This is a genomic window from Microbacterium sp. NIBRBAC000506063 (assembly GCF_017968845.1).
Classification (GTDB): domain Bacteria; phylum Actinomycetota; class Actinomycetes; order Actinomycetales; family Microbacteriaceae; genus Microbacterium.
The window spans coordinates 1,513,087-1,538,153 of the sequence record NZ_CP072876.1; the positions used below are offsets into that span (position 1 = coordinate 1,513,087).

At 68.1% G+C, this 25,067-nt stretch carries 28 protein-coding genes and 7 pseudogenes; 19 read left to right on the forward strand and 16 right to left on the reverse strand.

Annotated elements, in window-relative coordinates; all coding sequences use genetic code 11:
- Positions 1 to 76: 76 nt before the first annotated feature.
- From KAE78_RS08660 to KAE78_RS08675, 4 genes are read left to right on the forward strand one after another with little or no spacing between them, the layout of a single operon-like run.
- The gene (locus KAE78_RS08660) at positions 77 to 979 is read left to right on the forward strand and encodes an SDR family oxidoreductase (protein WP_223170563.1); all 903 of its coding nucleotides are present in this window, start codon (positions 77 to 79) and stop codon (positions 977 to 979) included.
- Complete coding sequence (locus KAE78_RS08665) at positions 976 to 1,758, forward strand: MaoC/PaaZ C-terminal domain-containing protein (RefSeq protein WP_223170564.1); 783 nt, start codon at positions 976 to 978, stop codon at positions 1,756 to 1,758. The genes KAE78_RS08660 and KAE78_RS08665 overlap by 4 nt, the downstream gene beginning before the upstream one ends.
- Positions 1,755 to 2,678 carry an NAD-dependent epimerase/dehydratase family protein gene (locus KAE78_RS08670; protein WP_223170565.1) on the forward strand — a complete coding sequence of 308 codons (924 nt, stop codon included), beginning with the start codon at positions 1,755 to 1,757 and terminating at the stop codon, positions 2,676 to 2,678. The genes KAE78_RS08665 and KAE78_RS08670 overlap by 4 nt, the downstream gene beginning before the upstream one ends.
- 16 nt (positions 2,679 to 2,694) lie before the next feature.
- Positions 2,695 to 3,186 (forward strand): nuclear transport factor 2 family protein, encoded by a 492-nt coding sequence (locus tag KAE78_RS08675; protein WP_223170566.1) that lies wholly within the window; start codon positions 2,695 to 2,697, stop codon positions 3,184 to 3,186.
- Between the two features lie 133 nt (positions 3,187 to 3,319).
- Here KAE78_RS08675 and KAE78_RS08680 read toward each other — a convergent pair whose 3' ends face one another.
- Positions 3,320 to 3,826: a GNAT family N-acetyltransferase gene (locus tag KAE78_RS08680; RefSeq protein ID WP_317451737.1), complete on the reverse strand. Its 507-nt coding sequence runs from the start codon at positions 3,824 to 3,826 to the stop codon at positions 3,320 to 3,322.
- Positions 3,827 to 3,958: 132 nt separating this feature from the next.
- Between KAE78_RS08680 and KAE78_RS08685 the strand changes: the two genes are divergently transcribed.
- The 7 genes and pseudogenes from KAE78_RS08685 (at position 3,959) to rocD (ending at position 8,525) form a co-directional block, all read left to right on the forward strand.
- Complete coding sequence (locus tag KAE78_RS08685; protein WP_223170568.1) at positions 3,959 to 4,519, forward strand: acyl-CoA thioesterase; 561 nt, start codon at positions 3,959 to 3,961, stop codon at positions 4,517 to 4,519.
- A 337-nt stretch (positions 4,520 to 4,856) separates the two neighbouring features.
- The gene (locus KAE78_RS08690; protein ID WP_223170569.1) at positions 4,857 to 5,090 is read left to right on the forward strand and encodes a hypothetical protein; all 234 of its coding nucleotides are present in this window, start codon (positions 4,857 to 4,859) and stop codon (positions 5,088 to 5,090) included.
- The gene (locus KAE78_RS08695; protein ID WP_223170570.1) at positions 5,090 to 5,311 is read left to right on the forward strand and encodes a helix-turn-helix transcriptional regulator; all 222 of its coding nucleotides are present in this window, start codon (positions 5,090 to 5,092) and stop codon (positions 5,309 to 5,311) included. Before KAE78_RS08690 ends, KAE78_RS08695 begins: the two co-directional genes overlap by 1 nt.
- Complete coding sequence (locus tag KAE78_RS08700) at positions 5,308 to 6,195, forward strand: NAD(P)-dependent alcohol dehydrogenase (protein WP_223170571.1); 888 nt, start codon at positions 5,308 to 5,310, stop codon at positions 6,193 to 6,195. The genes KAE78_RS08695 and KAE78_RS08700 overlap by 4 nt, the downstream gene beginning before the upstream one ends.
- On the forward strand, positions 6,111 to 6,299 hold the full coding sequence (locus KAE78_RS08705; RefSeq protein ID WP_223172450.1) for a zinc-binding dehydrogenase: 189 nt from the start codon (positions 6,111 to 6,113) through the stop codon (positions 6,297 to 6,299). Before KAE78_RS08700 ends, KAE78_RS08705 begins: the two co-directional genes overlap by 85 nt.
- Positions 6,300 to 6,450: 151 nt before the next feature.
- Positions 6,451 to 7,335, forward strand: coding sequence for a dimethylargininase (gene ddaH, locus KAE78_RS08710; RefSeq protein WP_223170572.1), 885 nt, complete (start codon positions 6,451 to 6,453; stop codon positions 7,333 to 7,335).
- Positions 7,336 to 7,393: 58 nt separating this feature from the next.
- Positions 7,394 to 8,525 (forward strand): annotated as a pseudogene (gene rocD / locus KAE78_RS08715) (ornithine--oxo-acid transaminase).
- Between the two features lie 36 nt (positions 8,526 to 8,561).
- Here the strand turns inward: rocD and KAE78_RS08720 are convergent.
- Together KAE78_RS08720 and KAE78_RS08725 are read right to left on the reverse strand one after the other, a co-directional pair.
- Positions 8,562 to 9,916: pseudogene (locus KAE78_RS08720) on the reverse strand (MFS transporter).
- Complete coding sequence (locus KAE78_RS08725; protein WP_223170573.1) at positions 9,913 to 10,353, reverse strand: MarR family winged helix-turn-helix transcriptional regulator; 441 nt, start codon at positions 10,351 to 10,353, stop codon at positions 9,913 to 9,915. Before KAE78_RS08725 ends, KAE78_RS08720 begins: the two are co-directional and overlap by 4 nt.
- 65 nt (positions 10,354 to 10,418) lie before the next feature.
- Here KAE78_RS08725 and KAE78_RS08730 point away from each other — a divergent pair, with 65 nt between their 5' ends.
- The 3 genes and pseudogenes from KAE78_RS08730 (at position 10,419) to KAE78_RS08740 (ending at position 13,378) form a co-directional block, all read left to right on the forward strand.
- Positions 10,419 to 11,384 carry an alpha/beta fold hydrolase gene (locus tag KAE78_RS08730; RefSeq protein WP_223170574.1) on the forward strand — a complete coding sequence of 322 codons (966 nt, stop codon included), beginning with the start codon at positions 10,419 to 10,421 and terminating at the stop codon, positions 11,382 to 11,384.
- Between the two features lie 62 nt (positions 11,385 to 11,446).
- Positions 11,447 to 12,491, forward strand: a pseudogene (locus tag KAE78_RS08735) (biotin/lipoate A/B protein ligase family protein).
- Positions 12,488 to 13,378: pseudogene (locus tag KAE78_RS08740) on the forward strand (DNA-methyltransferase). The pseudogenes KAE78_RS08735 and KAE78_RS08740 overlap by 4 nt, the downstream one beginning before the upstream one ends.
- 27 nt (positions 13,379 to 13,405) lie before the next feature.
- Here KAE78_RS08740 and KAE78_RS17635 read toward each other — a convergent pair.
- From KAE78_RS17635 to KAE78_RS08750, 4 genes and pseudogenes are all read right to left on the reverse strand, one after another.
- On the reverse strand, positions 13,406 to 14,023 hold the full coding sequence (locus KAE78_RS17635; protein WP_262927608.1) for a carboxylesterase family protein: 618 nt from the start codon (positions 14,021 to 14,023) through the stop codon (positions 13,406 to 13,408).
- A 125-nt stretch (positions 14,024 to 14,148) separates the two neighbouring features.
- A pseudogene (locus KAE78_RS17640) lies at positions 14,149 to 14,577 on the reverse strand (carboxylesterase family protein); the annotation flags it as partial.
- The gene (locus KAE78_RS19640) at positions 14,475 to 14,912 is read right to left on the reverse strand and encodes a carboxylesterase family protein (RefSeq protein WP_411155922.1); all 438 of its coding nucleotides are present in this window, start codon (positions 14,910 to 14,912) and stop codon (positions 14,475 to 14,477) included. The pseudogene KAE78_RS17640 and the gene KAE78_RS19640, both read right to left, overlap by 103 nt.
- A gap of 134 nt (positions 14,913 to 15,046) precedes the next feature.
- Positions 15,047 to 16,195, reverse strand: coding sequence for an MFS transporter (locus KAE78_RS08750; RefSeq protein ID WP_223170575.1), 1,149 nt, complete (start codon positions 16,193 to 16,195; stop codon positions 15,047 to 15,049).
- A 257-nt stretch (positions 16,196 to 16,452) separates the two neighbouring features.
- Between KAE78_RS08750 and KAE78_RS08755 the strand changes: the two genes are divergently transcribed.
- Together KAE78_RS08755 and KAE78_RS08760 are read left to right on the forward strand one after the other, a co-directional pair.
- Complete coding sequence (locus tag KAE78_RS08755; RefSeq protein WP_223170576.1) at positions 16,453 to 17,088, forward strand: phosphatase PAP2 family protein; 636 nt, start codon at positions 16,453 to 16,455, stop codon at positions 17,086 to 17,088.
- Positions 17,085 to 17,792: an alpha/beta fold hydrolase gene (locus KAE78_RS08760; RefSeq protein WP_223170577.1), complete on the forward strand. Its 708-nt coding sequence runs from the start codon at positions 17,085 to 17,087 to the stop codon at positions 17,790 to 17,792. The genes KAE78_RS08755 and KAE78_RS08760 overlap by 4 nt, the downstream gene beginning before the upstream one ends.
- 8 nt (positions 17,793 to 17,800) lie before the next feature.
- Here KAE78_RS08760 and KAE78_RS08765 read toward each other — a convergent pair whose 3' ends face one another.
- From KAE78_RS08765 to KAE78_RS08805, 9 genes and pseudogenes are all read right to left on the reverse strand, one after another.
- Complete coding sequence (locus tag KAE78_RS08765) at positions 17,801 to 19,054, reverse strand: NADH:flavin oxidoreductase/NADH oxidase (RefSeq protein ID WP_223170578.1); 1,254 nt, start codon at positions 19,052 to 19,054, stop codon at positions 17,801 to 17,803.
- Positions 19,018 to 19,791 carry an FAD-dependent monooxygenase gene (locus tag KAE78_RS08770; protein ID WP_262927609.1) on the reverse strand — a complete coding sequence of 258 codons (774 nt, stop codon included), beginning with the start codon at positions 19,789 to 19,791 and terminating at the stop codon, positions 19,018 to 19,020. Before KAE78_RS08770 ends, KAE78_RS08765 begins: the two co-directional genes overlap by 37 nt.
- Entirely contained in the window at positions 19,704 to 20,237 is a 534-nt protein-coding gene (locus KAE78_RS08775) for an NAD(P)-binding protein (RefSeq protein WP_223170579.1), read from the reverse strand. The genes KAE78_RS08770 and KAE78_RS08775 overlap by 88 nt, the downstream gene beginning before the upstream one ends.
- Before the next feature lies 1 nt (position 20,238).
- A complete protein-coding gene (locus tag KAE78_RS08780) occupies positions 20,239 to 20,454 on the reverse strand; it encodes an AMP-binding enzyme (protein ID WP_262927610.1) in 216 nt (71 codons plus the stop codon).
- Positions 20,433 to 21,630, reverse strand: a pseudogene (locus KAE78_RS19645) (AMP-binding protein). Before KAE78_RS19645 ends, KAE78_RS08780 begins: the two are co-directional and overlap by 22 nt.
- Before the next feature lie 41 nt (positions 21,631 to 21,671).
- Complete coding sequence (locus tag KAE78_RS08790; RefSeq protein ID WP_223170580.1) at positions 21,672 to 21,899, reverse strand: hypothetical protein; 228 nt, start codon at positions 21,897 to 21,899, stop codon at positions 21,672 to 21,674.
- 71 nt (positions 21,900 to 21,970) lie between these two features.
- Positions 21,971 to 22,690 carry an acyl-CoA thioesterase gene (locus KAE78_RS08795; protein WP_262927613.1) on the reverse strand — a complete coding sequence of 240 codons (720 nt, stop codon included), beginning with the start codon at positions 22,688 to 22,690 and terminating at the stop codon, positions 21,971 to 21,973.
- Between the two features lie 157 nt (positions 22,691 to 22,847).
- Positions 22,848 to 23,276, reverse strand: a complete 429-nt coding sequence (locus KAE78_RS08800; protein ID WP_223170581.1) for a cupin domain-containing protein — start codon at positions 23,274 to 23,276, stop codon at positions 22,848 to 22,850.
- A 12-nt stretch (positions 23,277 to 23,288) separates the two neighbouring features.
- A pseudogene (locus KAE78_RS08805) lies at positions 23,289 to 24,262 on the reverse strand (fumarylacetoacetate hydrolase family protein).
- On the opposite strand from KAE78_RS08805, the gene KAE78_RS19650 reads away from it, so the two are divergent.
- The 3 genes from KAE78_RS19650 to KAE78_RS17670 are packed head-to-tail and all read left to right on the forward strand — an operon-like array spanning position 24,261 to position 25,067.
- A complete protein-coding gene (locus tag KAE78_RS19650) occupies positions 24,261 to 24,692 on the forward strand; it encodes a helix-turn-helix domain-containing protein (protein ID WP_223170582.1) in 432 nt (143 codons plus the stop codon). The pseudogene KAE78_RS08805 and the gene KAE78_RS19650 overlap by 2 nt on opposite strands.
- Complete coding sequence (locus KAE78_RS19655) at positions 24,619 to 24,903, forward strand: IclR family transcriptional regulator C-terminal domain-containing protein (RefSeq protein WP_411155923.1); 285 nt, start codon at positions 24,619 to 24,621, stop codon at positions 24,901 to 24,903. Before KAE78_RS19650 ends, KAE78_RS19655 begins: the two co-directional genes overlap by 74 nt.
- The gene (locus tag KAE78_RS17670) at positions 24,798 to 25,067 is read left to right on the forward strand and encodes an IclR family transcriptional regulator C-terminal domain-containing protein (RefSeq protein ID WP_262927615.1); all 270 of its coding nucleotides are present in this window, start codon (positions 24,798 to 24,800) and stop codon (positions 25,065 to 25,067) included. Before KAE78_RS19655 ends, KAE78_RS17670 begins: the two co-directional genes overlap by 106 nt.

A 25,067-nucleotide genomic window follows, 5' to 3' on the forward strand; every position in this document is an offset into this window, starting at 1 on the left:
CCTAGCAATTGCTTGGTTGGTAGCCTGGGCGTGTCGTAACCTCGCGCCGCAGGGCGCAGTCTCGAAGGAGAGTCGAATGAGCGGTATCCTCACCGGTCGCGTCGCGGTCGTCACCGGCGCCGGACGCGGACTCGGACGCGAGCACGCCCTGGAGCTGGCACGGCAGGGCGCGAAAGTCGTCGTCAACGATCTTGGAACCTCCCTCGGCGGCGACGGCGTCTCCGAAGGCCCCGCGCACGAGGTCGTCGAGACGATCCGCGCCCTCGGCGGCGAAGCGGTCGCCAACGGCGCCGACGTCGCCGACTTCGCTCAGGCGCGCGACATGATCGCCCAGGCCGTCGACGCCTTCGGACGCCTCGACATCCTCGTCAACAACGCCGGCTTCGTCCGCGACCGGATGCTGGTCAACGCCGAGGAGGACGAGTGGGACGCCGTCGTGCGCGTGCATCTCAAGGGCCACTTCGCCCCGCTGCGCCACGCCGCTGCCTATTGGCGCGCCGAGGCGAAGGAGGGCCGGACGCCCGTGGCCCGCATCATCAACACCTCCTCCGGCGCAGGCCTCCAGGGCAGCATCGGCCAGGCGGCATACTCCGCGGCCAAGGGCGGCATCGCCTCGCTCACCCTCGTCGCCGCCGAGGAGCTCGCCCGCTACGGCGTCGGGGTCAACGCGATCGCCCCCTCGGCCCGCACGCGCATGACGGAGGGTCCCTTCGCCGAGGCCATGGCCGCCCCCGAGGACGGCTTCGACCGGATGGATCCCGCCAACGTTTCTCCCGTGGTGGCCTGGCTGGCAAGCCCCGACTGCGGCGTCACCGGCCGCGTGCTCGAGATCGAGGGCGGTGCGATCTGCCTCGAGGAGGGGTGGCGACACGGTCCGCGCCGAGAGCTCGATCGCCGCTGGCGCGCCGAGGAGGTCGGCGACGCCGTGCGCGCCCTCGTCGCCGAGGGCGCCCAGCCCGAGCCGGTGTACGGAGCATGAGCGCCGGCGAGTGGGCCGGGCGCGATCTCGGCGAGCGGACCGTCTCCTACACGCATCGGGACGCGATCCTCTACGCGCTCGCCGTCGGCGCCCGCGCGGACGAACTCGACCTCGTCTTCGAGGAGCGCCTGCGCGTACTCCCCGCCTTCGGTCTGACGCTCGCCCAGTGGGCGCCGGACGTGCTCGCCGATGCCGGAGCCTTCGATGACCGTGCTGTGCACGGCTCCCAGACACTTCGCGTGCACAAGGAGCTGCCGCGCGAAGGCGAACTGCGCCTGGCCGCGCGGGTCGGCGACGTGTGGGACAAGGGCAGTGCCGCCGTCTTCGACGTGATCGTCGAGTGCGACTACTTCACCGCGACCTGGTCGCTCTTCGCTCCCGGTTTCGGCGGCTTCGGCGGCGAACGCGGTTCATCTCGTCCCGCTGTGGCGGAGCGGCCGGAGCCGGTGCAGAGCACGGTGCAGACCTTCGCCGAGCAGGCCGTCCTCTACCGGCTGACCGGCGACCGTCATCACATCCATGTCGACCCCGAGGCATCCGCAGGCATCGGTCAGCCGACGCCGATCCTGCACGGGCTGTGCACCCTCGCGGCGACCGCGCTGTCGATCGCGCGGCAGACCGGTGCCCACCCGGCAGAGCTCGCAGAGCTCGCCGGACGCTTCTCCGGTCCGGTCATCCCCGGTGACGCACTCACTCTGCGCAACTGGGAGGACGGAGCCTTCGAACTGCGTCGTGGCGAGACCGTCGTCATCTCCGAGGGGAGGGCGGTGTACGCATGAGCCGCAAGATCCTGATCGTCGGCGCCACCGGCATGATCGGCAGCCACGTCGCCGCCGACCTTCTCGAGCGTGGCGCCGAGGTCACCGTGCAGTCGCGTCGCGAACCGCAGCCGTACGACCCCGCACCCGTTGCGGGTCTCCCAAGGATCATCGGCGATTACAGCGCCGATGACTTCTCGCCGAGACTGCTCGAGGGCTTTGATGCGATCGTGTTCGCGGCCGGCAACGACATCCGGCACGTCGGCGCCGACGAGGAGGACGAGGGCTTCTGGGATCGGATGCAGAGCACAGGCGTTCCGCGCTTCGCCGCGCTCGCAAAGCAGGCTGGGGTCGGCCGCTTCGTGCAGATCGGCAGCTACTACCATCAGCTCCACCCGGAGTGGGCCGACCGCATCCCCTACGTCGCCGCCCGCAAAAACGCCGATGAGCGTACCCGGGCGTTGACCGACGATGGTTTCGCGGCCATCACGCTGAACCCGCCGTCGATCGTCGGCGCCTCCGGCGGTCGAGCGCTTCGTCATTTCGGGCGAATGATCGCCTGGTTGCGTGGTGAGGCCGACGAGCCGGAGCTGTTCGCGCCCGTCGGTGGCACGAACTACATGTCGGTGCGCTCCTTATCCCAGGCTGTCCAGGGAGCGCTCGACGCGGGTACACCCGGCCACGCCTACCTCATCGGCGACGAGAACCTCACCTACCGCGAGTACTTCCAGCTGCTCGCCGATATCGCCGACAGCACGCTCACTGTCGAGGAGCGCGACGAGGAGCACCCCTTCCAGCCCGACCGCTTCATCGTGCAGGGACGCGGCGCCGTCATCTCCTACGAGCCCGACCCCGCCGACGTCGACCAGCTCGGTTACGACCGTGACGACGTGCGCCGTGCGCTCGCCGAGATCGTCGCGCGAGTCGACGCCCGGCGCTGACAGCAGAGGAGAACGGATGCTTCCGCCGGCTGATCGCCTGGACATCATCGACCTCGTCCACCGATACGCCGCGCGGGTCGACATGCGCGACTTGCCCGGTGCGGCCGCGCTGTTCACCGCGGATGGCGTCCTCGCGGTGCCGCGGAAGCCGGGAGCGTCTTCGCGCATCGACGTCTTCGAGGGGCGAGCGGCGATCGAGAGAGCCCTCGCTCGCGTCCTCCGGTTGGACGGCACCGTGCACGAGATCGTCGGGCATGTGATCGACGCGGATCCGGCATCCGAAGACCGGGCGCGTGGGCGGACGGCGTGCGTCGCCCACCACTTCAGCCGGGGCAAGGACGACCAGTGGTACATCCACTACGACGACAACTATGTTCGTACCGCGGTAGGTTGGCGGCTCGCACGCCGTGCATTGACGATCGACGCGATGCGTCTGAGCGACGTGCGGCATCCGAGCGGGGCAGGCCCCGCTCGCCTCATGAGCCGAAGGAAAGACGAACCGCGCTGACTTCGATCGCAGTCACACCAGGGCGTTTCGACACTTCGGCGCGCTTCGCTTGCTCAGTGCGGCGCGCGATCGGCTGCGCCGCTCTTGCTCAACGACCGTTTGCACTCGTGCGCAGCACGAGCGCTCAGGGGCCTCAGCGCACGAAGCGGACTTCGAGGATCTCCTCGCCGAGGAAGGGCTCGCGCTGGGAGGCGCCGTCGAGGTGGAAGCCGTTGCGGGTGTAGAAGCGGTGCGCGCGGGGGTTGTCCTCGGCGACCCACAGGTAGAGCGGCTCGCCCTGGTCGACGGCCGCGTCGAAGAGCTGCTGGCCGAGGCCGGTGCTGTGCCACTGGGCGAGCAGATAGATGAAGTAGAGCTCGCGTGCGGCGGGGGCGTCGTCGTCGCGGGCGGGGCCGGAGCCGACGAAGCCGACGATCTCGCCGTCGACGAGGGCGGCGCTCATGCGGTACTCCTCGCCCTGGGCGGCCCAGTGCGTCCACAGCTCGGCCATGCGGCGGGGCGAGACATTCTCGAGGACGGCCTTGCTGATCAGGTGGTCGTAGGTCTCGTGCCAGCACTTCGCATGCACGCGACCCAGAGCCTCCGCGTCCACGTCGCGGACCGGACGGACAATCACCTCTGGGTGGGCTTCGGCGCTCATGTCGGCGACTCTACGCGTGCCGCGCCGACAAGTGAAATCGAGCGATGGTGGCACCACACAGCATCCGATGCTTTGGAGAGGTTCGACAAGCAACTTCTCGAAATCATGCACGAATGATTACGCTCACTCTTCGTGAACGTGATCTGGCGCACTCTCCTGACGATCTTCTCCGCCCGTCGCCGTCTGCGGAAGGGCGAGACCATCGCGCCGAACGGCGTGAGTCGCATCCGTGTCCGCACGCTGCCGACCGATCTCGACATCCTCATGCACATGAACAACGGTCGTTACCTGTCGCTGTTCGACCTCGGCCGGTGGGATCTCCTGATCCGCACGGGCCTGTTCGACGCCATGAAGGATCGCGGCTGGTACGCGGTCGTGGCCGCCGAGACGGTCACCTTCCGCAAGTCGCTGGAGCTCTGGCAGGCGTTCGACATCGAGTCGCGCATGATCGGGCACGACGACAAGTCGATCTTCCTCGAGCATCGGGCCGTCGTCGACGGCGAGGTCTATGCGCGCGTGATCGTGAGCTCCCGGATGCTGCGCCGCACCGGGGGCGTCGTCCGTCACGACGAGCTCTTCGCCGCGCTCGGACGCCCGGAGGGGCTGCCCGAGATCGACCCGTGGGTGCACGACTGGGCCACGGCGTCGGCGCTGCCCTCCACGAAGAAGCCCGCCCCGAGCGTCTGGGCGTGACCTGCCCGGATCTGCGCGGGTGATTCTGTGCCCGGCGGGCGAGTGCCGCCGCGGCATCCGATGTAAAGAATCCTTGACATAGAGAGTGCGTCGTCGTACGCTGAGCGTGTCAAATATTCTTTACGCCGGAGGTCGTCATGGTCTACACAGAGCGCAACGTCTGGTCGAGCCTCGTCGCGAGCATCGTGGCAATGACCGTCTACGTGACCGTCATCCTGCAGCGCGCGGGCTCGGGTCCGGTCACCGCGGTCGACTGGGTGGCGCCCATGCTCTGGACGATCGGGCTGAGCATCGTGGGGGCGATCGTCTTCAGCATCCTGTGGGGATCATCGCCGGGATGCGCGATCCCGAGGGTGCGACGACAACCGACATCCGCGACCGCGACATCAGTCGCATGGGTGACCGCGTCGGGCAGTCCTTTCTCGTCATCGCCGGACTCGGCGTCATCGTGCTGTGCGCGCTCGGGGCCGACCTGTTCTGGATCGCCCACACCATGTTCTTCGGCTTCGCCGTCTCGGCGATCACCGGCGGCGTCGCACAGCTCATCGCCTACCGCCGAGGGCTCGTCTGATGGTCAAACCCACGCGGGTCACGAACGTCATTCGCGCGCACCGCGAGGACGCCGGCCTCACCCAGGCCGAGCTCGCCCGGCGCATCGGCGTCACGCGGCAGACGCTCATCGCCATCGAGCAGGGCCGCTATTCGCCCACGCTCGAGCTCGCCTTCCAGATCGCCCGGGAGTTCGGCGTCGGCCTCGACACGGTCTTCCAGTACCCCGAGGAGTCACGATGACCACCACGATGCGCGCCTGGACGCAGCGCGGCTACGGCGGCCCGGAGACCGTCTCCCGAGAGCGGCTGCCGGTTCCGAGCCCGAAACCCCGTCAGGTGGTCGTGCGGATGCGGGCCGTGGGGCTCAACGCGGGGGACGTCCACCTCCTGCGCGGCGATCCCCTCCTCGTGCGACTGGCGTTCGGGCTGATGCGCCCGAAGCAGCCCGTCCGCGGCATGGACGTCGCCGGCAGGGTCACCGCCGTCGGAGCCAAGGTGTCGGGCTTCGCGGTCGGCGACGAGGTCGTGGCCGAGGCCGGCGGCGGAGGCCTCGCCTCCTTCGTCCCGGTGGACGCGAAGCGCCTGGCCCGCCGCCCGGAGAACGTGGATCCGGATGCTGCGGCGGTCCTCCCGATCGCCGCCGGCACCGCCGCCCAGGCGCTCGATCTCGCCGGAGTCGCGGCGGGGCACCGGGTGCTCGTGATCGGCGCCTCGGGCGGCGTCGGGACCTTCGCGGTGCAGCTGACGACGATCCGCGGAGCCGAGGTGTGGGCCCTGTGCGGGCAGCACTCGCAGCAGCTCGTCGAGGATCTGGGCGCCGTGCGCACCTTCGACTACCGGCAGACGGACGCCGGCGACCTGCTGGCGAACTCCTTCGACGCGATCATCGATCTCGCCGGCACGGCGCCGCTGCGGGTCCTCCACGATCTCCTCGCCCCCGCGGGCACGCTCGTGCTCGTCGGCGGCGAGGGCGGGAGGGTGCTCGGCCCGATCCCCGGATGCTGCAGGCGGCGCTGCTGCGCAAGAGGGAGGGGCGCCGCATCCGCCCTCTCGCGGCGAAGGCGGACGCCGAGCAGCTGCAGGATCTCCTCGCGCTCGCCGCGGAAGGGCGGCTCACCCCGGTGATCGAACGGCGATATTCCTTCGCCGAGGCGCAGACCGCGCTCGCGCACATCGACTCCGGCCGGGTGGTCGGCAAGATCGTGGTGATCGCGGCATCCGATTCCTGAGCGCTTCCTGTGGCGATCACGGGCGTACGGGTGTCAGAATGGGATCTGGCGTGCTCGTGTCGCCCCTTCCTCGCCTGCTGAGAACCAGCGCGGGTCGAAGGGCCGCCGGGCCCGAGGACAGCGTCCGCCGCCCCACCTCACAAGGAGCATCATGGCCACGCCTGAAACCACCCTCTCCACCGCTGCAGCCCCGACCCGCACCGCGCACCGCCGCCGGTACCTCATGTGCCGTCCGGAGCACTTCACGGTCAGCTACAAGATCAACCCGTGGATGGAGCCCGCCAAGCCCACCGACACCGCGCGCGCCCTCGAGCAGTGGCAGAAGCTGCACGACCTCTACCTGGAACTCGGGCACGAGGTCGAGCTCATCGAGCCGCTTCCCGACTACCCCGACATGGTCTACACCGCCAACGGCGGCTTCCTCATCGACGGCATCGCCTACGGGCCGAAGTTCCGCTTCACCGAGCGCGCGGGCGAGGCGCCGGCATTCATCCAGTGGTTCGCCGACAACGGCTTCGACGTGCGCGAGCCCGTCGAGACCAACGAGGGCGAGGGCGACTTCCTGCTCGTCGGCGACACGATCCTCGCCGGTACCGGCTTCCGCTCGACCGACGACAGCCACCGCGAGGTCGGCGAGGTCTTCGGCCGTGAGGTCGTCTCCCTGACCCTCACCGATCCCCGCTTCTACCACCTCGACACCGCGATCGCCGTGCTCGACCCGATCGAGGGAACCGAGAACGGCGGCCCCGAGAAGGCGAACATCGCCTACCTCCCGGGCGCCTTCGACGAGGCCAGCCAGCAGATCCTCGCCGAGCGCTATCCCGACGCGATCCGCGTCGCCGACGAGGACGGCGCCGTGTTCGGGCTGAACTCGGCATCCGACGGCTACAACGTCATCATCTCCCCGCGCGCGAAGGGCTTCGAGCAGCAGCTGCGCGAGCGCGGATACAACCCCCTCACCGTCGACCTGTCCGAGCTGCTGCTCGGCGGCGGCGGCATCAAGTGCTGCACACTCGAACTGAGAGGCAAGCGATGACAGCCAACGTCACGACCGACGCCGAAGCGCACGTTGCGGAGAACTACCACCCCTTCCGGTGACGATCGCCAAGGGCGAGGGCACCTGGGTCGTCGATGTCGAGGGCAAGCGCTACCTCGACCTCCTCGCCGCGTACTCGGCGGTGAACTTCGGACACCTGCATCCGGCACTCGTGTCGGTGGTGAACGAGCAGCTGGGCGCGTGACGCTGACCAGCCGCGCCTTCCGCAACGACCGGCTGGAGCCCTTCGCCGCCGCGCTCGCGCGCCTGTGCGGCAAGGAGCTCGTGCTGCCGATGAACACCGGGGCCGAGGCCGTCGAGACCGGCATCAAGGTCGCCCGCGCGTGGGGCTATCGGGTCAAGGGCATCGCGCCGGGCAAGGCCCGCGTGGTCGTCGCCGGCGGCAACTTCCACGGCCGCACGACCACGATCGTCGGCTTCAGCGACGACGAGCAGGCGCGCGAGGGCTTCGGCCCCTTCACGCCCGGCTTCGACGTCGTGCCCTACGGGGATGCGGATGCCGTGGCCGCCGCCCTCACCGAAGAGACCGCCGCGGTGCTCATCGAGCCCATCCAGGGCGAGGCCGGCGTCATCATCCCGCCGGAGGCTACCTCCGCGCGATCCGCGAGCTGTGCACCGCGCACAACGTGCTGTTCATCGCCGACGAGATCCAGTCGGGCCTCGGACGGGTGGGCGAGACCTTCGCCTGCGACCGCGAGGGCGTCGTGCCCGACCTGTACCTGCTGGGCAAGGCGCTCGGCGGCGGCATCCTCCCGGTCTCGGCCGTGGTCGGAGACCGCGATGTGCTGGGCGTCATCCGCCCGGGCGAGCACGGCTCGACCTTCGGTGGCAACCCCCTGGCGGCCGCCGTCGGACTCCGCGTGGTCGAGATGCTCGAGACGGGGGAGTTCCAGGAACGCTCCCGTGCGCTGGGCTCGCACCTCGAAGGGCGCCTGGAGACGCTCGTGGGCAAGGGCGTGACGACTTACCGCGTCGCCGGTCTCTGGGCGGGCGTCGACATCGATCCCGCGCTCGGCACCGGCCGCGAGATCGCCGAGAAGCTCATGGACCGCGGCGTCCTGGTCAAGGACACCCACGGCCAGACCATCCGCATCGCGCCGCCGCTGGTGATCCGCCCCACCGAGATCGACTGGGCGATCGAGCAGCTGCGCATCGTGCTGGAGGGCTGAGCGGAATCGGATGCCGCGGCATCCGACCCGTCCATCTCAGCTGGTTCCGCCGCCCCTGTCTGAGTCCTTCGGAAGCCGCAGCGGCGTCGTGATCGCGGTCACGTCCTCGAGTCGGTCGGCCTCGAGGTCGCGGATCACCGAGATCGGCAGCGTCTCATCGACCGTGAGACGGAAGCGGGCGACCTCGCTGCGCCGCACGCGACCCGAGCGCGCCGTCCAGATCACGCCGATGAGGAACGCGACCAGTGCCATCACGCCGCCGAACAGGAGAGCGGCGCGCGGGTTGATCGCGTCGACGATCCACCCCGCGATCGGTGCGCCGACCGGGGTCGAGCCCATGATGACGGCCATGTACAGCGCGAGCACGCGGCCGCGGACCGCGCCATCCGTCGTCGTCTGCACATAGCCGTTGGCCGTCGTGAGCAACGTCACGACGGAGAAGCCCGTGAAGACGAGGGCGGCCGCGAACGTCCAGTACGTCGGCATGAGCGAGGCGACGATCGCCGCCACGCCGAAGCCGCCCGCGGCGAGGATGACCACCCGCATCCGGGCGCGGGCGCGGCGGGCCGCCAGCAGCGCGCCGGCGAGCGAGCCGATCGCGAGCACGGAGCTCAGCAGTCCGTAGCCGTCGGCATCGCGCCCGAACTCCAGTGCCATCGTGGAGGCGTAGATCGGGAAGTTCATGCCGAAGGCGCCGATGAGGAAGACGATGACGAAGATCGTGATGAGGTCGCCGCGTTTGGCCACGTAGCGGAAGCCCTCGGCGAAGCCGCCGCGTCGATTCCCTCGCGCGCTCGGCATGAGCTCGTTCCGGCGGATCATCAGCAGGGCGACGAGCATCGCGAGGAACGTCGCCGCGTTGAAGATGAACACCCAACCGGTACCGACGAGCACGATCAGGATGCCGCCGACGGCGGGGCCGGCCAGGCGCGCGAGGTTGAAGGAGGCCGAGTTCAGGGCGACCGCGTTTGGGGTGTCGTCGCGCGAGACCATGTCGGAGACGAACGCCTGGCGCGCGGGGCGTCGAAGGCGTTGGCGACGCCGAAGGCCGCGGCGAAGCAGAACATCAGCGGCAGCGTCATGACGCCGGAGAGCAGCAGCACCGCGACGGCGATCGCCAGCAGCATGAGGGTCGTCTGGGTCGCCAGCAGCACGTTGCGCCGGTCGAAACGGTCGGCGACCCAGCCGGTGAAGCTCACCAGCACGAGCGGAGGGCCGAACTGCAGCGCCATCGTGATCCCGACCGCGGTGGCGTCGTGATTGGTCAGCTCGGTGAGCACGACCCAGTCCTGAGCCGTCGCCTGCATCCAGCCGCCGACGTTGGAGATGAGGGCGCCGAGGAACCAGATGCGGTAGTTGAAGCTCGCGAAGGAGCGGAACATCGCCTTCATCGGTCGGTCACCCGCCGCATGAGGGCGCTCGCCGCGCGCAGGGTCGCGAGCTCCTCCTCGGTGAAGTCGAGCTCGGCGAGATCCTGGGCGAGCGCGGCGTCGCGTCTACGGACGGTCTCCTCGGCGATCCGATGGCCGGCCTCGGTGAGCTCGATGTTCACGCGACGGAGGTCGTCGGTGTCGGCGACGCGCACGACCCAGCCCTGCTCGACCATGCCGTTGACGGTGCTGGTCATCGTGGGGGAGGCGACGCGTTCGCACTCGGCCAGGCGGCTGATCGACTGGGTGCCGCGCAGGCGGAGGTGGCCGATCACCGAGAGTTGCGCATCCGACATGCCGTCCACGGCGCGATGTCGCCGCAGGCGCCTGGCGAGGCGGAACGTGGCGAGGCGGAGGTCGGTCGCAGTGAGGGAGAGGGATTCATCGGATGCAGACATTAGATAGATAGTCTACCTAAATTTCTTAGGGTGGGCCCGAGCGCGGGCATCCGTAGACTCGACCCATGGCACAGACCGCTGAGTTCACCGACGCGCACGGCATCGTCATCGTCTACGACATCCATCCGGTCGAGAATCCGCGCGGAATCGTGCAGCTCCTGCACGGCGTCGGCGAGCACGCCGGCCGCTACGGGAAGCTCATCGAGGCGCTGAACGGCGCCGGCTTCACCGTGTACGCCGACGACCACCGAGGGCACGGGCGCACCGGCATCCGACAGCACGGCACGCCCGAGCGCCTCGGCAAGCTCGGCAAGGGCGGTCTGACCGCGGCCAAGGAAGCCGTCTGGCAGCTCACCGAGATCATCCGCGCCGAGCACCCCGACCTCCCGCTCATCCTGCTCGGGCACTCGTGGGGCTCGTTCCTCGCGCAGATGCTCGTCAACGACCACGCCTCGGCCTACGACGCGCTCGTACTCAGCGGCTCCGCGCTGCGGATGCCGAACACGCTCAACGCGGCGCCCCTCAACGCGCGCTGGAAGGGGCCGGAGGCCACCGGCAACGAGTGGCTCTCCCGCGACCCGGAGGTCGGGAAGGCCTTCGACGACGACCCGCTCACGACGAGCACGCCCCTGCTGAAGCTCTTCGGCCCGATCGAGGCGGCCAAGCTCTACGGCCTCCCGCGAAGAACCTCTCCCGCGACATCCCCGTGCTCTCCATGGTCGGCCGTGATGACCCGGTCGGCGGGCGGTGAGCGTGCACAAGCTCTCGGATGCCTACCGCACGCGGTCCGGGCTCACCGATGTCACGACCCTCGTCTATCCGGACGCCCGGCACGAGATCTTCAACGAGCTGCAGCAGGACGAAGTGCGCGCCGACCTGCTGGCGTGGCTGGACACGCGCTTCCCGGCCGCACCCGGTCGTTGAGCGAGGACACTTCGACTCGCTGCGCTCGCTCAGCGCGGGTCTCCGCGACGAGTCGAAACGGGGTGACCTTTCCGATCGGTTCGCCGCGTTTCGTCTCCGATGCCTGACGGCATCTCCGCTCAACGACCGGGGTGCCCTCAGAAGGTGGATGCCCGCGTAGGCTGATCCTGTGCACGGTGAATACAAGGTTCCTGGCGGAAAGCTCGTCGTCGTCGACCTCGAGGTGAGCGAGGGCGGATCTCGCACTTCCGCCTCGCGGGCGACTTCTTCCTCGAACCCGATACGGCGCTCGACGACATCAACGCGGCCGTCGAGGGCCTTCCCGTCGAGACGGATGCCGCGGGCATCGCCGCCGCCGTGCGCGCCGCGCTCCCGGCGGGCGCCCAGCTGCTGGGCTTCTCGCCCGAGGCGGTCGGCACCGCGGTGCGCCGGGCGCTGGTCACCGCCCCGGGTGGAGCGACTTCGACTGGGAGATCGTGCACGAGAAGGCGATCGCGCCGCGTCTGCACCTGGCTCTCGACGAGGTGCTCACCACGCGGGTCGGCGACGGTCGACGTCGCCCGACCCTGCGCATCTGGGAGTGGGACGAATCCGCGGTCGTCATCGGCTCCTTCCAGTCGTATCGCAACGAGGTCGACCCTGAGGGGCGGCCCGGCATGGCTTCGACGTCGTGCGGCGCATCTCCGGCGGCGGGCGATGCTGATGGGCGCCGGGCAGATCGTCACCTACTCGCTGTACGTGCCGGCCGCCCTCGTGCAGGGGATGACCTTCGCCGACTCCTACGCGTTCCTCGACGACTGGGTGCTGCAGGCGCTGCGGGCGATCGGCGTCGAGGCCACCTACCAGCCCTCAACGACATCGCCAGCCCCACCGGCAAGATCGGCGGCGCCGCGCAGAAGCGGCTCGCCAACGGCGGGGTGCTCCACCACGCCACGCTCGCCTACGACATGGACGGGCAAGAGATGACCGAGGTGCTGCGGATCGGGCGGGAAAAGCTGAGCGACAAGGGCACGGCATCCGCCGCCAAGCGCGTCGATCCGCTCCGCAGCCAGACCGGCCTCAGCCGTGCCGAGATCATCGAGCGTTTCAAGGCCACCTTCCGCTCGCTCACCGGCGCCGAGGACGGCGCGGTCACCGCCGAGGAGTACGCCGACGCCGAGGAGCTCGTCGCGTCGAAGTTCTCCACCGACGCGTGGCTGCACCGCGTGCCGTGAGCTCTCCGCCGCCAGCGGCCCAGCCCGCGCCGGGCGCCGTCACGATCATCGAGGGCGACAATCTTGCCGCCGCTGCGACGCTCGCCGACAGCTCCTTCACGCTCGTGTACCTCGACCCGCCGTTCAACACCGGTCGCGCGCAGGAGCGGCAGGTGGTGACGGTGCGGCGCACCTCGGCCGAGACCGCATCTGCAGGGAGGTGCGCCACGGCTTCCACGGGCACGCCTATGAGCGGGTGCGGGGATGCTGCGCGCCTACGACGACCGCTTCGACGACTACGGCGCCTTCCTGCTGCCGCGCCTCGAGGAGGCCTGGCGGCTGCTCGCCGCCGACGGCACCCTGTACCTGCATCTCGACTACCGCGAGGCGCACTACGCCAAGGTCATGCTCGACGCGGTCTTCGGCCGCGACTCCTTCCTCAACGAGATCATCTGGGCCTACGACTACGGCGGCAAGTCGCGCAAGCGCTGGCCGACCAAGCACGACACGATCCTCGTCTACGTCAAGGACCCGCGCGCGTACTTCTTCAACTCGGACGAGGTCGACCGCGAGCCCTACATGGCGCCCGGCCTCGTGACGATCGAGAAGGCCGAGCGGGGCAAACTCCCCACGGACGTCTGGTGGCACACGATCGTGCCGACGACGAGTCGCGAGAAGACGGGCTACCCGACGCAGAAGCCGGAGGGCATCCTCCGCCGGATCGTCCAGGCCTCCAGCCGCCCGGCGACCGTGTGCTGGACCTCTTCGCCGGCAGTGGTACCACCGGTGCGGTGGCGTCCGACCTCGGCCGCGACGCCGTGCTCGTCGACGACAATCCGGACGCCATCCGGATCATGAGCGAGCGGATGCCGCACGCCCAGGTGCGACGGGTGCCGACGACGCGGTGATCAGACCGGACACGATAGGTGATGGCTTCACCCGGCGAGGAGTGCGCGCACCTCGACGAAACCGTCGCTGATCGTGGACGTGACGTCATCGAACACCTGTATGGCGCCTTCCGTCGGCGTCCATCGCGGCCACCCCGGATCGCCCCGGCGGATCAGCCCCACGGCCCCGGTGTGCACCTCGTCGGCGAGATGCTGCGGAGGAGCGTCGCCGGCGATGTTCTCGACGCGCTCTTCGCCGAGGCAGTCGAAGAAGAACGGCACGTCGAGGCAGTGCACGGCTGAGCCGAAGCTCGGCGACGCCCAGGCGAAACGGTAGAGCCAGGTCGGTGCCGAACCGCGCGCTCGGGCGATCCGCACCACCAGCGTGCGGAACATGCGGTCGGTGATGTAGCGGCCGATGATCGCCGCGGTGCCCCTGCGGGCGACGTCACGATTGTCGCTGAGATAGGTGTGGCGCGTGTCTCGCTCGACGCCCATGCGGCCCAGCAGCCACTTCGCGGGGATGAAGCGCAGCTTGCCCTTGGCCGAGTCCAGCGCCATCGAGAACTCGTCATCGGTGGCGCCCAGCACGAGCGCCTTGTCGGCGCCGACTCCTGCCTCGAGCGATTCGAGGGTCGGCCGCGGCAGGAGTTCGCCGTCGACCATGGGTCCGAAAGCGAGACCATCGTCGATGAAGGAGCGCATCTGCGCCAGGGGCTGCTGTCGGAGGGCTTGGACACCGTGTCCTGCAGCTCTAGGATGCGTTCTTCGCTGAGCGTCGACAGCCCCTCGCGAGTGGCGGCGACGCCGGCGAGATCCGCCAGACGGCGCCCCAGCGCCTCCGCGCGCTCGGGTGCGACATCGGCCGTGGCGCCCGACACACTGTAGACCGCGTGGAAGAGGTGCTGCGCCGCCGGCATGCCCAGCAGCGTCAGCACAGCGCCGCCGCCGGCCGACTGGCCCGCGATCGTCACACGCGAAGGGTCGCCGCCGAACGCGGCGATGTTGCGCTGCACCCACTCGAGCGCCGCCAGCCAATCGAGCACGCCCCGGTTGTGCGGGGCATCCTCGATGAAGCCGAAGCCGTCGAAGCCCAGACGATAGGAGATGCTGACGGTCACGACGCCATCACGGTTGAACGCCGCGCCGTCGTACCAGGGACTCGCGGGCGAGCCCGCGATGAAGCCGCCGCCGTGGATCCAGACGAGTACAGGCAGCGCGTTGTCCGTGCCGCCCGGCGTGGGCGTGAACACATTGACGTTGAGCGTGGACTCGCCGGGAATCGACGGTTCGGGATCAGCGTCACCTCGCCCAACTGCTTGCGTTGAGGCGTCGGCGCGTGCGCGGCGGCGTCGCGCACACCCGACCATGCAGGGTGAGGCTGGGGCGCGGCGAAACGCAGCTCGCCGACGGGCGGCGCGGCGAACGGGATTCCGAGGAACGCTGCGGAGGCACCACGCCAGCGTCCGCGCACACGACCGGTGTCGATCGTGACTTCGGGGTGGTCGGCGGCGGTCTCTGGTGTCGTGGGATGAGGGGACACGGTGTGGGACATGTGCGTGGCTTTCTACTTGACGCCCTTGATAGGACTGATGGCGACCCCGGCGAGTACGACGAAGACGATGCCGAAGATGAACAGCGCGGAGTACCCGCCGAAGTTGCTGATCAGGATGGCGGCGACGGCGGGGCTCAGTGCCTGGGGATATTGGTGGCGATGTTCAGGATGCCCAGATCCTTGCCGGCCGCTGAGCCGCCGCCCGGCAGCACCTCGGTCATGAGCGCGGTGTCGCACGCCATGTACAAGCCGAATCCGAGACCGAGCACGGTGCTCATCAGGATCATGCCGGTGAGGGTGGGCAGGATGAGGGGGATTGCGAAGGCCGCAGCCATGAACGCCGACGCCGCATAGATGAACACCTTGCGTCGACCGACCTTGTCGCTCCACCATCCACTGATCGAGATCGACAGGAGTGTGGTCACCATGCTCGCAATCGCGAGAACGGGCATGTGCGTGTTGGCCTCGGCGAGCCCGAACCCGAGGTAGTCGGTCAGAATATAGAGCTGGAAGGCGAAGACGACGAAGTACCCGAGGATGAACAGGAATCGCGCGGCGAATGCCCAGGCGAAGTCAGGGTGCTGCTTCGGGCTGACCCAGAAGGATCTGAAGAACTGCGCCCAGTTGAAGGGAGGGATCCCCGCGTCCTTGCTGGACCAGTCACGGTTCAGGACGACGAACAGCAGGGTGACGACGAGGATCGTGATGCCGAAGGTCGTGTAGCCGATTCCGACGTTGTGGGCCAGTGCGCTGGCGAGAATGACGCCGACGGTACCGCCGACGCTCATGCCGATTCCCATCATCGCGCTGGCGACGCCGCGACGGTTTCGGGGGAAGCGATCGGGGACCATCGCCGACATAGGGCCCTGGAGGGCGTTGAGCGACACCTGGATGATGACCCAGAAGATCGTGATCCACAGGATGGCCTCCAGTCCGCCGAGGCCGCACAGCAGCAGGCCCCCGACGGCGGCGCCGATGAGCATCCACGGCGCGCGCCGACCCAGACGTGACCGTGTGCGATCGCTGAAGGCGCCGACGAGAGGCTGGGCGAAGATCGTGAAGACGAACGACACCGTCGAGACGATAGCGAGGTTGCCGACCTTGTTCGCCTCGTCGATGAGTGCGACCTGATTGGGCAGCAGCACGGCGCCGAGACCGGCGTAGGTGGCAAAGAGCACCAGCGAGGTGATCGCGAGGCTCGGCAGCAGCCGGCGCGTGGCGGGAGGACTCTGCGGCGGGGCACCTGCCGTTGCGGCGGCCGAGGCGGTTGTTGAGGTGGACACGGTACTCCTCTTCATTGAGCAATGGGGCGGCGAGGTCGAAAACCTAGTGCCATTAGGGTTATAGTATGCACTGTTCCTGCACTAAGTTCAACCCCTGAACTATGGGGCTCGGAGATAAGACCTTGAGGGCACCCAGCGCAGGAATGCGTGCGGCGAAACGTTCGCACGCCACCCTTCGAACACAAGGACGTGCATATGTCGACAACGATCACATCGGCCCCATCAACAGGCCTCATCCCTTTCCCCTCCGCTCGGCCGTGACTTGGGGCACGGCGGCGGGAGCGGTGATCATCGCCCTGTTCCTGTCTGTGCTGGCCAATCCCGCCACCCCGTGGTTCGTCGCGGTCGATACGGCGTGGCACGCGTGGGTCGTCTCGTTGCGCACCGATGCACTGACCGCCTTCGAGATCGGCGTCGACATCGCCACCGGCGGACCCGTCGGCGGCAGCGTGCTCATGATCGTTCCCCTCGCCGTGCTACTGGTGCTGCGGCGCTGGTGGGCGGCGCTGTACTACGGCCTCGGTGTGCTGCTCGCCGGGACGCTCAGTCAGATCGCCAAGCACCTGGTCGCGCGGGAACGCCCGCTCGACGGTCTCTGGCACGTCGACTTCGGCTCGTTCCCCTCGGGACACATGACGACCTTCACCTTCTTCATCGTCGCGATGTGGGTGCTCCTCCCGCGCAGGTGGGCGGTCATCGCCGGTAGCGTTCTCCTTGTGCACGAAGTCTTCAACCGCACCTATCTGGGTGCCCATTGGCTCTCCGACACGGTCGCCGGGCTCGCACTGGGCGCCGCGGTCGCGCTGCTGCTCTGGGCGGCTTTCGCGCGCAGGATCGCCCGTCAGCCTCGCCCCAAGATGCAGCCCGCCGACGCGGAAGGCGCTCGCGCATGAAGCTCGAGACCCGCGAATGGGGATCGGGTGACCGTGTCGCGGTACTCATCCATGGCGTGATGTCGGACTCGCGCAACTGGCGCCGGGTCGGACCGGCCCTCGCCGAGGACGGATATCGGGTCATCGCGGTCGACCTGCGAGGACACGGTCGTACGGGGCATGCCGAAAGCTACACGCTGGCGGAGATCGCGGCGGATGTGGCCGAGACCGTGCCCTCCGCACCCCGCCTCGTGATGGGCCATTCGCTCGGCGGGCTGGTCATCCCGCATATCCTCGATGCGCTCGCGCCCGAACGAGCGATCTATGTGGATCCGCCTTTCCACTTTCGAGGGCTGCCGCTTCGACTGCGGGTGATGTTCACGCTGTTCCGCACCGGGCTCTTCCGCGTGACGCCGGAGAAGCTCGCGAAGATGAACCCCCAGTGGGAGGCAGAGGACATCGAGGCGGAGATCGACAACTTCAGAATCTTCGACTCGCGCATCCTGCGTGTCGTGCTGAAGAACCCGCAATGGCACCTGCCGCCGTCGGCCGCGAGCATCCCCTCTCTCATGGTGCTCGCAGACAACTCACTGGCCGTGCTCCCCGAGATGCGTGCGCACCTCGAGGGCATTGGATACGAGTTCCGTGTCGTGAAGGGCGCCGGTCACACGGTGAACCGTGACGACTTCGACGGTTTCATGGACGCCCTGAGCGGCTGGATCTAGACGCCAGCTCAGAAATGGGGCGGAATCCATCGGGATTCCGCCCCATTCGCGGTGCTCATCGCTTCGCGGTGCTCACCGATAGGCCAGAGCGGGCTGCCACCGAACATGCGTCGGATCGGCGGTGGTCTCCGACTCGGCATGCAACTGAAGCCGGGGCCGGACGGCCTCGGTGCGTGACGAGGGGGCTTGCGTCGCCCCGCTCGGAACGGGAGGGGCCAGTCTGCTCCCGCGCCGGTGTACTCCTGCTCGGCGGCGGCGTGGAGAGTCCACTGCGGATCGTAGAGATGGCCCCGACCGAGCGCGCAGAGATCGGCCCGCCCGGCCAGGATGATGGAATTGACGTCGTCGTAGGACGAGATCGCCCCGACGGCGATCACCGAGACGCCCGCGTGCCGGGCGACCTCGTTTCGGATGCGATCGGCGAACGGCGTCTGATAAGAGCGACCGTATCGGGGGCGCTCGCGGGAATCGACCTGCCCCGAGGACACGTCGATGGCCTGTGCACCGTGCGCGATGAAGGCACGCGCGATCTCGACGGCGTCGTCGACGGTGTTGCCACCCTGCACCCAGTCGTCGGCGGACAGGCGGACGGTCAGCGGGCGGTCCGAGGGCCAGGCTTCCTTCACCGCGTCGAAGATCTCCAGTGGGTACCGAAGTCGATTCTCGAGGCTTCCGCCGTACTCGTCGTCACGCTGATTCGACAGCGGCGACAGGAAGGACGACAGCAGGTAGCCGTGGGCGCAGTGCAGCTCGAGCAGGTCGAACCCTGCCTCTGCACCGCGCTGTGCCGCGCTCACGAACTCTTCTCGAATGCGCGTCATCTCTTCGCGCGAGATCTCTCGCGGTACCGCGCTGCGGGGTGAGTATGCGAGGGCCGAGGGGCCCACCGGCTCCCACGCCCCAGAGGGCAGGGGTTCGTCGATGCCCTCCCACATGGCCCGCGTCGACCCCTTGCGGCCGGAGTGGCCCAGCTGCAGCCCCACCGCCGCCGTCGATCGGGAATGGACGAAGTCGGTGATCTGCGACCAGCTCTCGCGCTGCTCGTCGGTGTAGAGGCCGGTGCATCCCGGCGTGATCCTGCCGGTCTCCGACACGCACACCATCTCGGTCATCACCAGGCCGGCACCGCCGAGCGCCTTGGAGCCGAGATGCACCAGATGGAAGTCACCCGGCACGCCGTCCGTGGCAGAGTACATGTCCATGGGCGAGACGACGATGCGGTTCTTCAGCCGGAGGGATCCGATCTCGACGGGTTGGAACATCGCGGGGCGGTGCCTTCGGCGCCCTGCCGGGCGGCGAAGTCGTGGTCCACCAGCGCGGTGAACTTCGGATCGCGAAGCTTGAGGTTCTCATAGGTGATGCGGCGGCTTCGCGTGAGCAGGTTGAAGCAGAACTCGATGTCTCCCTGCTCGCGGTACTGCGCGATGTTCTCGAACCATTCCAGACTTGCCTGCGCCGCACGCTGGGTGGATTCGACGACGGGCCTGCGTTCGCGTTCGTACGCGGACAGCGCGGTGTCGACAGCATCGTTCTCGGCGAGGCAGGCTGCCAGGGCGAGCGCGTCCTCCATCGCCAGCTTGGTGCCGGAACCGATGGAGAAGTGTGCCGTGTGTGCCGCGTCGCCCAGCAGCACGATGTTGCCGTCGTGCCAGCGTTCGTTGCGCACCGTGATGAAGTTGAGCCACTTCGAGTTGTTGGCGAAGATCTCATGATCGCCGAGTTCGTCGTCGAAGAGCGTCCGGATCTTGGCGATCGCCTCTTCATCGCTCTCGCCCGGCACGAACACGCGGTCCTCGGTCGAGTCGAATCCGGCGCTTCGCCACGTCTCGGGAGACATCTCGACGATGAACGTGCTTCCCTCGGCCGAGTACGGATAACCGTGCACCTGCATGACTCCGTGCGGCGTCTCTTTCACGATGAAGGTGAACGCCTCGAACACACGGTCGGTTCCCAGCCACATGTATTTCGACGCGCGGCGGTCGAGCGAGGGCGCGAACACCTCCGCGGAACGCTGGCGGATGGCGGAGTTGGCGCCGTCCGAGGCGACGACCAGGTCGTACTCTCGCCTGAGCTCCTCGACATCGGGGCAAGCGTCTGGAAGTGGACGAGGACGCCGAGTTGCCGGCATCGCTCCTGCAGAACGCGCAGCAGCTCCTTCCGGCTCATCGCCGCGAAGCCCTGGCCGCCGATCGTGTGAGTGCGACCGCGGAAGGTGATGTCGATGTCGGTCCAGCGGGCGAACTGCTCGGCCATGCGTCCCGCGACGACGGTGTCGGCGTTCTCGATGCCGCCCAGCGTCTCGTCGCTGAAGACGACCCCGAAACCGAACGTGTCATCTGCCGCGTTGCGTTCCCACACGGTGACTTCGCGTGCGGGATCCAACTGCTTGGCGAGTGCGGCGAAGTACAGGCCTCCAGGGCCTCCTCCGACGACGGCGATCTTCATGTCAGTGACCTCCTCTGGCGGCGGGAGCCGCCTCGAACTGTTCGGCGAGCCGGAAGCGCTGCAGCTTTCCGCTCGGATTCCTCGGCAACGTCGAGACGAAGTGGATCTCGCGCGGGTATTTGTAGGGAGCGATCTGCGTCTTCACGAAGTCCTTCAGCTCCGCGCGGAGGTCGTCGCCGGGCTTTGCGTCGTCGGTCAGCACGAGGAACGCGCACACGATGCTGCCTCGCTCCGGATCGGGCTTGCCGATGACGGCGCTCTCGACGACGGCGGGTGGGCGTTGAGTGCGCCCTCGACCTCGGGGGCGCCGATGTTGATCCCGGAACTGACGATCATGTCGTCGGTACGGCCGCGGTACCAAAAGCGTCCGTCTTCGTCCTGGACGACCATGTCGCCGGTGACGTTCCAGCCGCCCTGCACGTACTGAGGCTGGCGGTCGCCGTTCAGGTAGCGGCAGCCGGTCGGCCCGGCGACGGCGAGGCGACCGATCGTGCCTCGCTCCACCTCGTCGCCGGCGTCATCGAGGACGGCGGCGCGGTACCCGGGCACGGGTGTGCCGAGCGCACCCGGTGCGAGATCGTCGTCGCGCGTCGAGACGAAGATGTGCAACAACTCCGTGGCGCCGATACCGTTCAGCAGCTGCACGCCGGAGGAGGAGTGCACCTCGTGCCAGAGGTCTGCGGGGAGGTTCTCCCCGCAGACACGCCCAGTCGCAGCGTCGAGAGCTTGGCCGCGTTGCCCTCGCGGAGGATTGTTCGATACGCCGTCGGGGCGGTGAACAGGATGGTCGCGCCGGCTTCGTGGCTGAGCTCGGCCAGCTCGCTCGGGGTCGTGCGTTCGGTCAGAAGCGAGCGCGCGCCGGCACGCAGGGGAAAGATCACGAGCCCGCCCAGCCCGAAGGTGAAGGCGAGCGGGGGCGAGCCGGAGAAGACGTCGTCGGGTGTCGGCCGGAGCACGTGCTGCGAGTACGTGTCGGCGATGGCCAGGATGTCGCGATGAAAGTGCATGGTGATCTTGGGGTGCCCGTGGAACCCGAGGTCGGACACAGGAGCGCGACATCGTCGGCGGACGTGGCGACGTTCGCGAAGTCATCGCTCTTGCCGGCCATCAGCCGGGCAAGTTCACCGCCTTCTGCGGGATCGAAGGCGACCACGGTCAGGTCGCCGGCGACCGCGTCGAGATCGGTGCGAACGCGCACATCGCACAACGCGAGACGAGGGGAGGTGAGCTCGATGATCGATGTGACCTCGGACCCTCGGAGCACGGGCATGGTCGTGACGGCCACGGCTCCCACCTTGAGCACGGCCAGCCAGCAGGCGACCAGCCACGGATTGTTGGGGGAGCGCAGCAGGATGCGGTTGCCCGGCACGATCCCGCAGTCGTCCCTGAGCACCTGCGCGATCCTGTTCGCGCGGGCGAGCAGTTCGCCGTAGGTCAGGCTGACGCCGTCGGGGTGAGAAGACAGGGGCGATCTGGTCCGAACCGCGCGCTGGAGTCATCGATGAGTGCGGCAGCGGCATTGAGCTGCGGCGGATGCGGGAGCGCGGGGAGCGTGAACTCGAGGTCGGGCCACTGTTCGCGCTCGGGCAGCGCCTGCCGAGGGAACTCGTCCACGTGTGCGGAGGTGTGGAGCACGAGCGAACTCCTCTCTTTCTGCCGCATCGTCGCGACGTTAGTTTAACGGTTGAAGTATGAAGTTAGCAATCAATGACGTCCGTCACAAGAACAGCATGTTACGACTGTGTGTCGTCCGGCCGCCAGCGGACCATGCCCTCCTGGGCGACGGTCGCGAGGTGTCTGCCGCTGTGATCGAAGAAGCGACCCAGGGTGAGCCCTCGGTTGCTGCGTGCGGAAAGCCCCTCCTGCGCGTAGAGGACCCAATCGTTGAGACTTCCATCGCGATGGAACCACATGGCGTGGTCGAGGCTCGCCGTCGTCAGGCGCGGATCCGACCAGGCGTAACCGTGGGCGCGAAGGATCGGCTCGAGAATCGTGTAGTCGCAGACGTAGGCGAGGGCGGTGCGCTGCAGCGCGGCATCGTCGGGGAGTGCGTCGAATGCGCGCACCCACACTCCCTGGCTCGGAACGCGCTCGTCGGCCACGTCCACATAGATCGGTGACGGCACATGGCGCATGTCGAAACTTCGGCCATGCGACCAATAGTGCGCAGCGGCCGAATCGATCCCGGAGAGCGCCTCTGCGGCGCTCGGGAGAGATTCGGGGTCCGGGACGTCCGCCGGTGACGCGCTGCCGAAATCCTCGCCCTCCTCCTCGACCTGGAACGAGGCCTGGGCGGAGAAGACCGCCTTGTCGTATTGGTACCCGACCACCGCGCGGTTCGAGTACCCGCGACCGTCTCGTACCCGCTCCACGTCGTAGCGGATGGGGACCCCGACATCGGCGGGGCGCAGGAAGTAGCCATGAATCGAGTGGATCGATCGATCAGGCTCCACGGTCCGCGAGGCCGCCGCCAGTGCCTGAGCGACAAGATCGCCCCGTACGCCTTCGGCCAGGGCACGTACTGGGGAACGGCGATGAAGGCGTCGCGAGACGTCGCTGGATCGGTCGCCGTCATCGACGTCGCGGCGCGAAAGACGTCACTCGAGGCGTTCATGCGCGGTGGTAGCCCTCGAGCGTCGCATCATCAACGTCCTCGAGATTGACGACGATGTTCTCCGGAGTCCTCGTGGTCAGCCAGATGAGCTCCTCGGTGGTGCTCATGTTCGCCTCGACGTGCGGCATATAGGGAGGCACGAAGACGAAGTCGCCCTCGTGCATGTCGACCCACTCCGAGTAGGACTCGCCGTAGTAGATGCGTGCGGTGCCGGTGAGCACGTATCCGCCTGTTTCCGCTTCGCCGTGATGGTGCGGCAGAGAGCGGTATCCGGGTTCGTTGCTCACCTTGCCGAACCAGATCTTCGTCGCGGGAGTGTGCTGCACGCTGACTCCGGAAACGCGCACGGCACCGCCCGACTGGCCGGTGTCTCGATGTTCTTCGCCTCGACGGGTGACGAGGGGGGCTGCGGTGTCGTCGTTCATGGTCTCTCCTTCTCAATCGGATGCGGCGCGAGCGCCGTCGGCGGCCGGTGTGGACACGATGCGGTTTCGCAGCGTGCCGATGGTGTCGATGCTGGTCTCGACGATGTCGCCCGGTTTCAGGTAGTCGGGATCCTTCTGCCCCATGGCGACACCGCCCGGGGTGCCGGTCAGCACGACATCGCCGGCGCGCAGAGTGGCGAACTGGGAGATGTACGCCACCAGGTCCGCGGCGCTGAAGATGAGCTGCGCTGTGTTCGATCGCTGACGGATGCGGCCGTTGACACGGCAGGTGATGGCGAGTCCTGCGAGGGGTCGAACTCATCCGCGGTCACCATCACCGGGCCCAGCGGGGTGGTGCGGTCGAAGGCCTTGCCCGGCAGCCACTGCGGGGTGCGAAGCTGCCAGTCGCGCATGGAGATGTCGTTCGCGACGGTGTACCCGGCGATCGCCTGACTCGCGGTGGCCGCGGTCGCCTGCGACACGGTGCTGCCGATGATGACGGCGAGCTCGGCCTCCCAATCGACCGCGTCGCTCAGACCGTCGACAAGGATGTCGTCGTGCGGGCCGGTGAGAGTGTCGGCGAACTTCGTGAACAGAGTCGGATGCTGCGGGACGGGTCTGCCGAGCTCGGCGATGTGCTCGGAGTAGTTGTGTCCGCAGCAGATGATCTTGCCCGGCGCGGAGAGCACGGGTGCGAACTCGGCCGCTTGTACCGTGAGCCGGTCTCGATCACGGGAGTTTGCCACGCGCTGACGCCAGTCCTTCGTCGCCAGCACCTCGTCCACGTTGCGGAACGGCAGGAGGCGGTAGGTGCCGGATTCGCGTACGGCTGCGCGCGTACCCTCATCGATGCGCAATGTCGCCAGCTCCATCGGTGTCGCCTCTCTCTGGTTCGGATGTGGTTGAGACGATAACACGTGCGTTCCGTACAAAGGAAGATAACTGTGATATGTTCCGGTATATGGAAAGTCGAAAGGATCGCGCATGTCGGACACGCTGAGGTCGGTCAAGCACGCGCTCGCCGTCCTGACGCTGCTGCAGGGCGGTGAAGGATTCGGCGTCTCCGAGATCGCTCGCCGACTCGATCTCGGCGTCTCGACCAGCCACCGCCTGCTGGCCACCCTCGTAGAGTCGCGCTTCGTCGAGCAGGACGAACACTCGAGGAAGTACCGTCTCGGACCGGCCATGACCCGGGGGATGAACGGCTCGCCCTCTCGCGGTTTCTGCACCGGGCCGCCCGCACCTGGAACGCCTTCGCGACATCACCGGCGAGACGGTGCACGTGGCGCGAGTCAACGGGCCCTTCACCGAGTTTCTCGCGGCGTTCGAGTCGACGCACACGATGCGCGTGACCAGTCGTGTGGGAACATCGCTGCCCGCGCACACGACCTCTGCCGGCAAGGCGCTCCTTGCTGAGCTGCCACCGACCGAGCTGCACCGCCGTCTTCCTAGCGAAGAGCTGACGCGACTGACCCGCGCTCGCATGCGACCCGTACGGGTCTCCTCGCCGAGATCGAAGATGTGCGCTCGCGCGGGTATGCCCGCAATGCGGGCGAGGCCGAGGACGGTGTGCAGGCCGTCGCGATGGTCGTTCGCGATCAGAGGGGACGCGCCATCGCGGCGGTGACGGTCACCGGCCCCGACTCGCGCATGCGCATCGACGATTCCGCGGCATCCGAGGTTCGGGAGGAGCGTCTCATCGCCACCGTACGGGCGTGCGTGAAGGCCATCGAAGCCGCCGGAGACCCCGTGACCGCTCCCTCACCCATCCACGCAAAGACAAGGAACTGA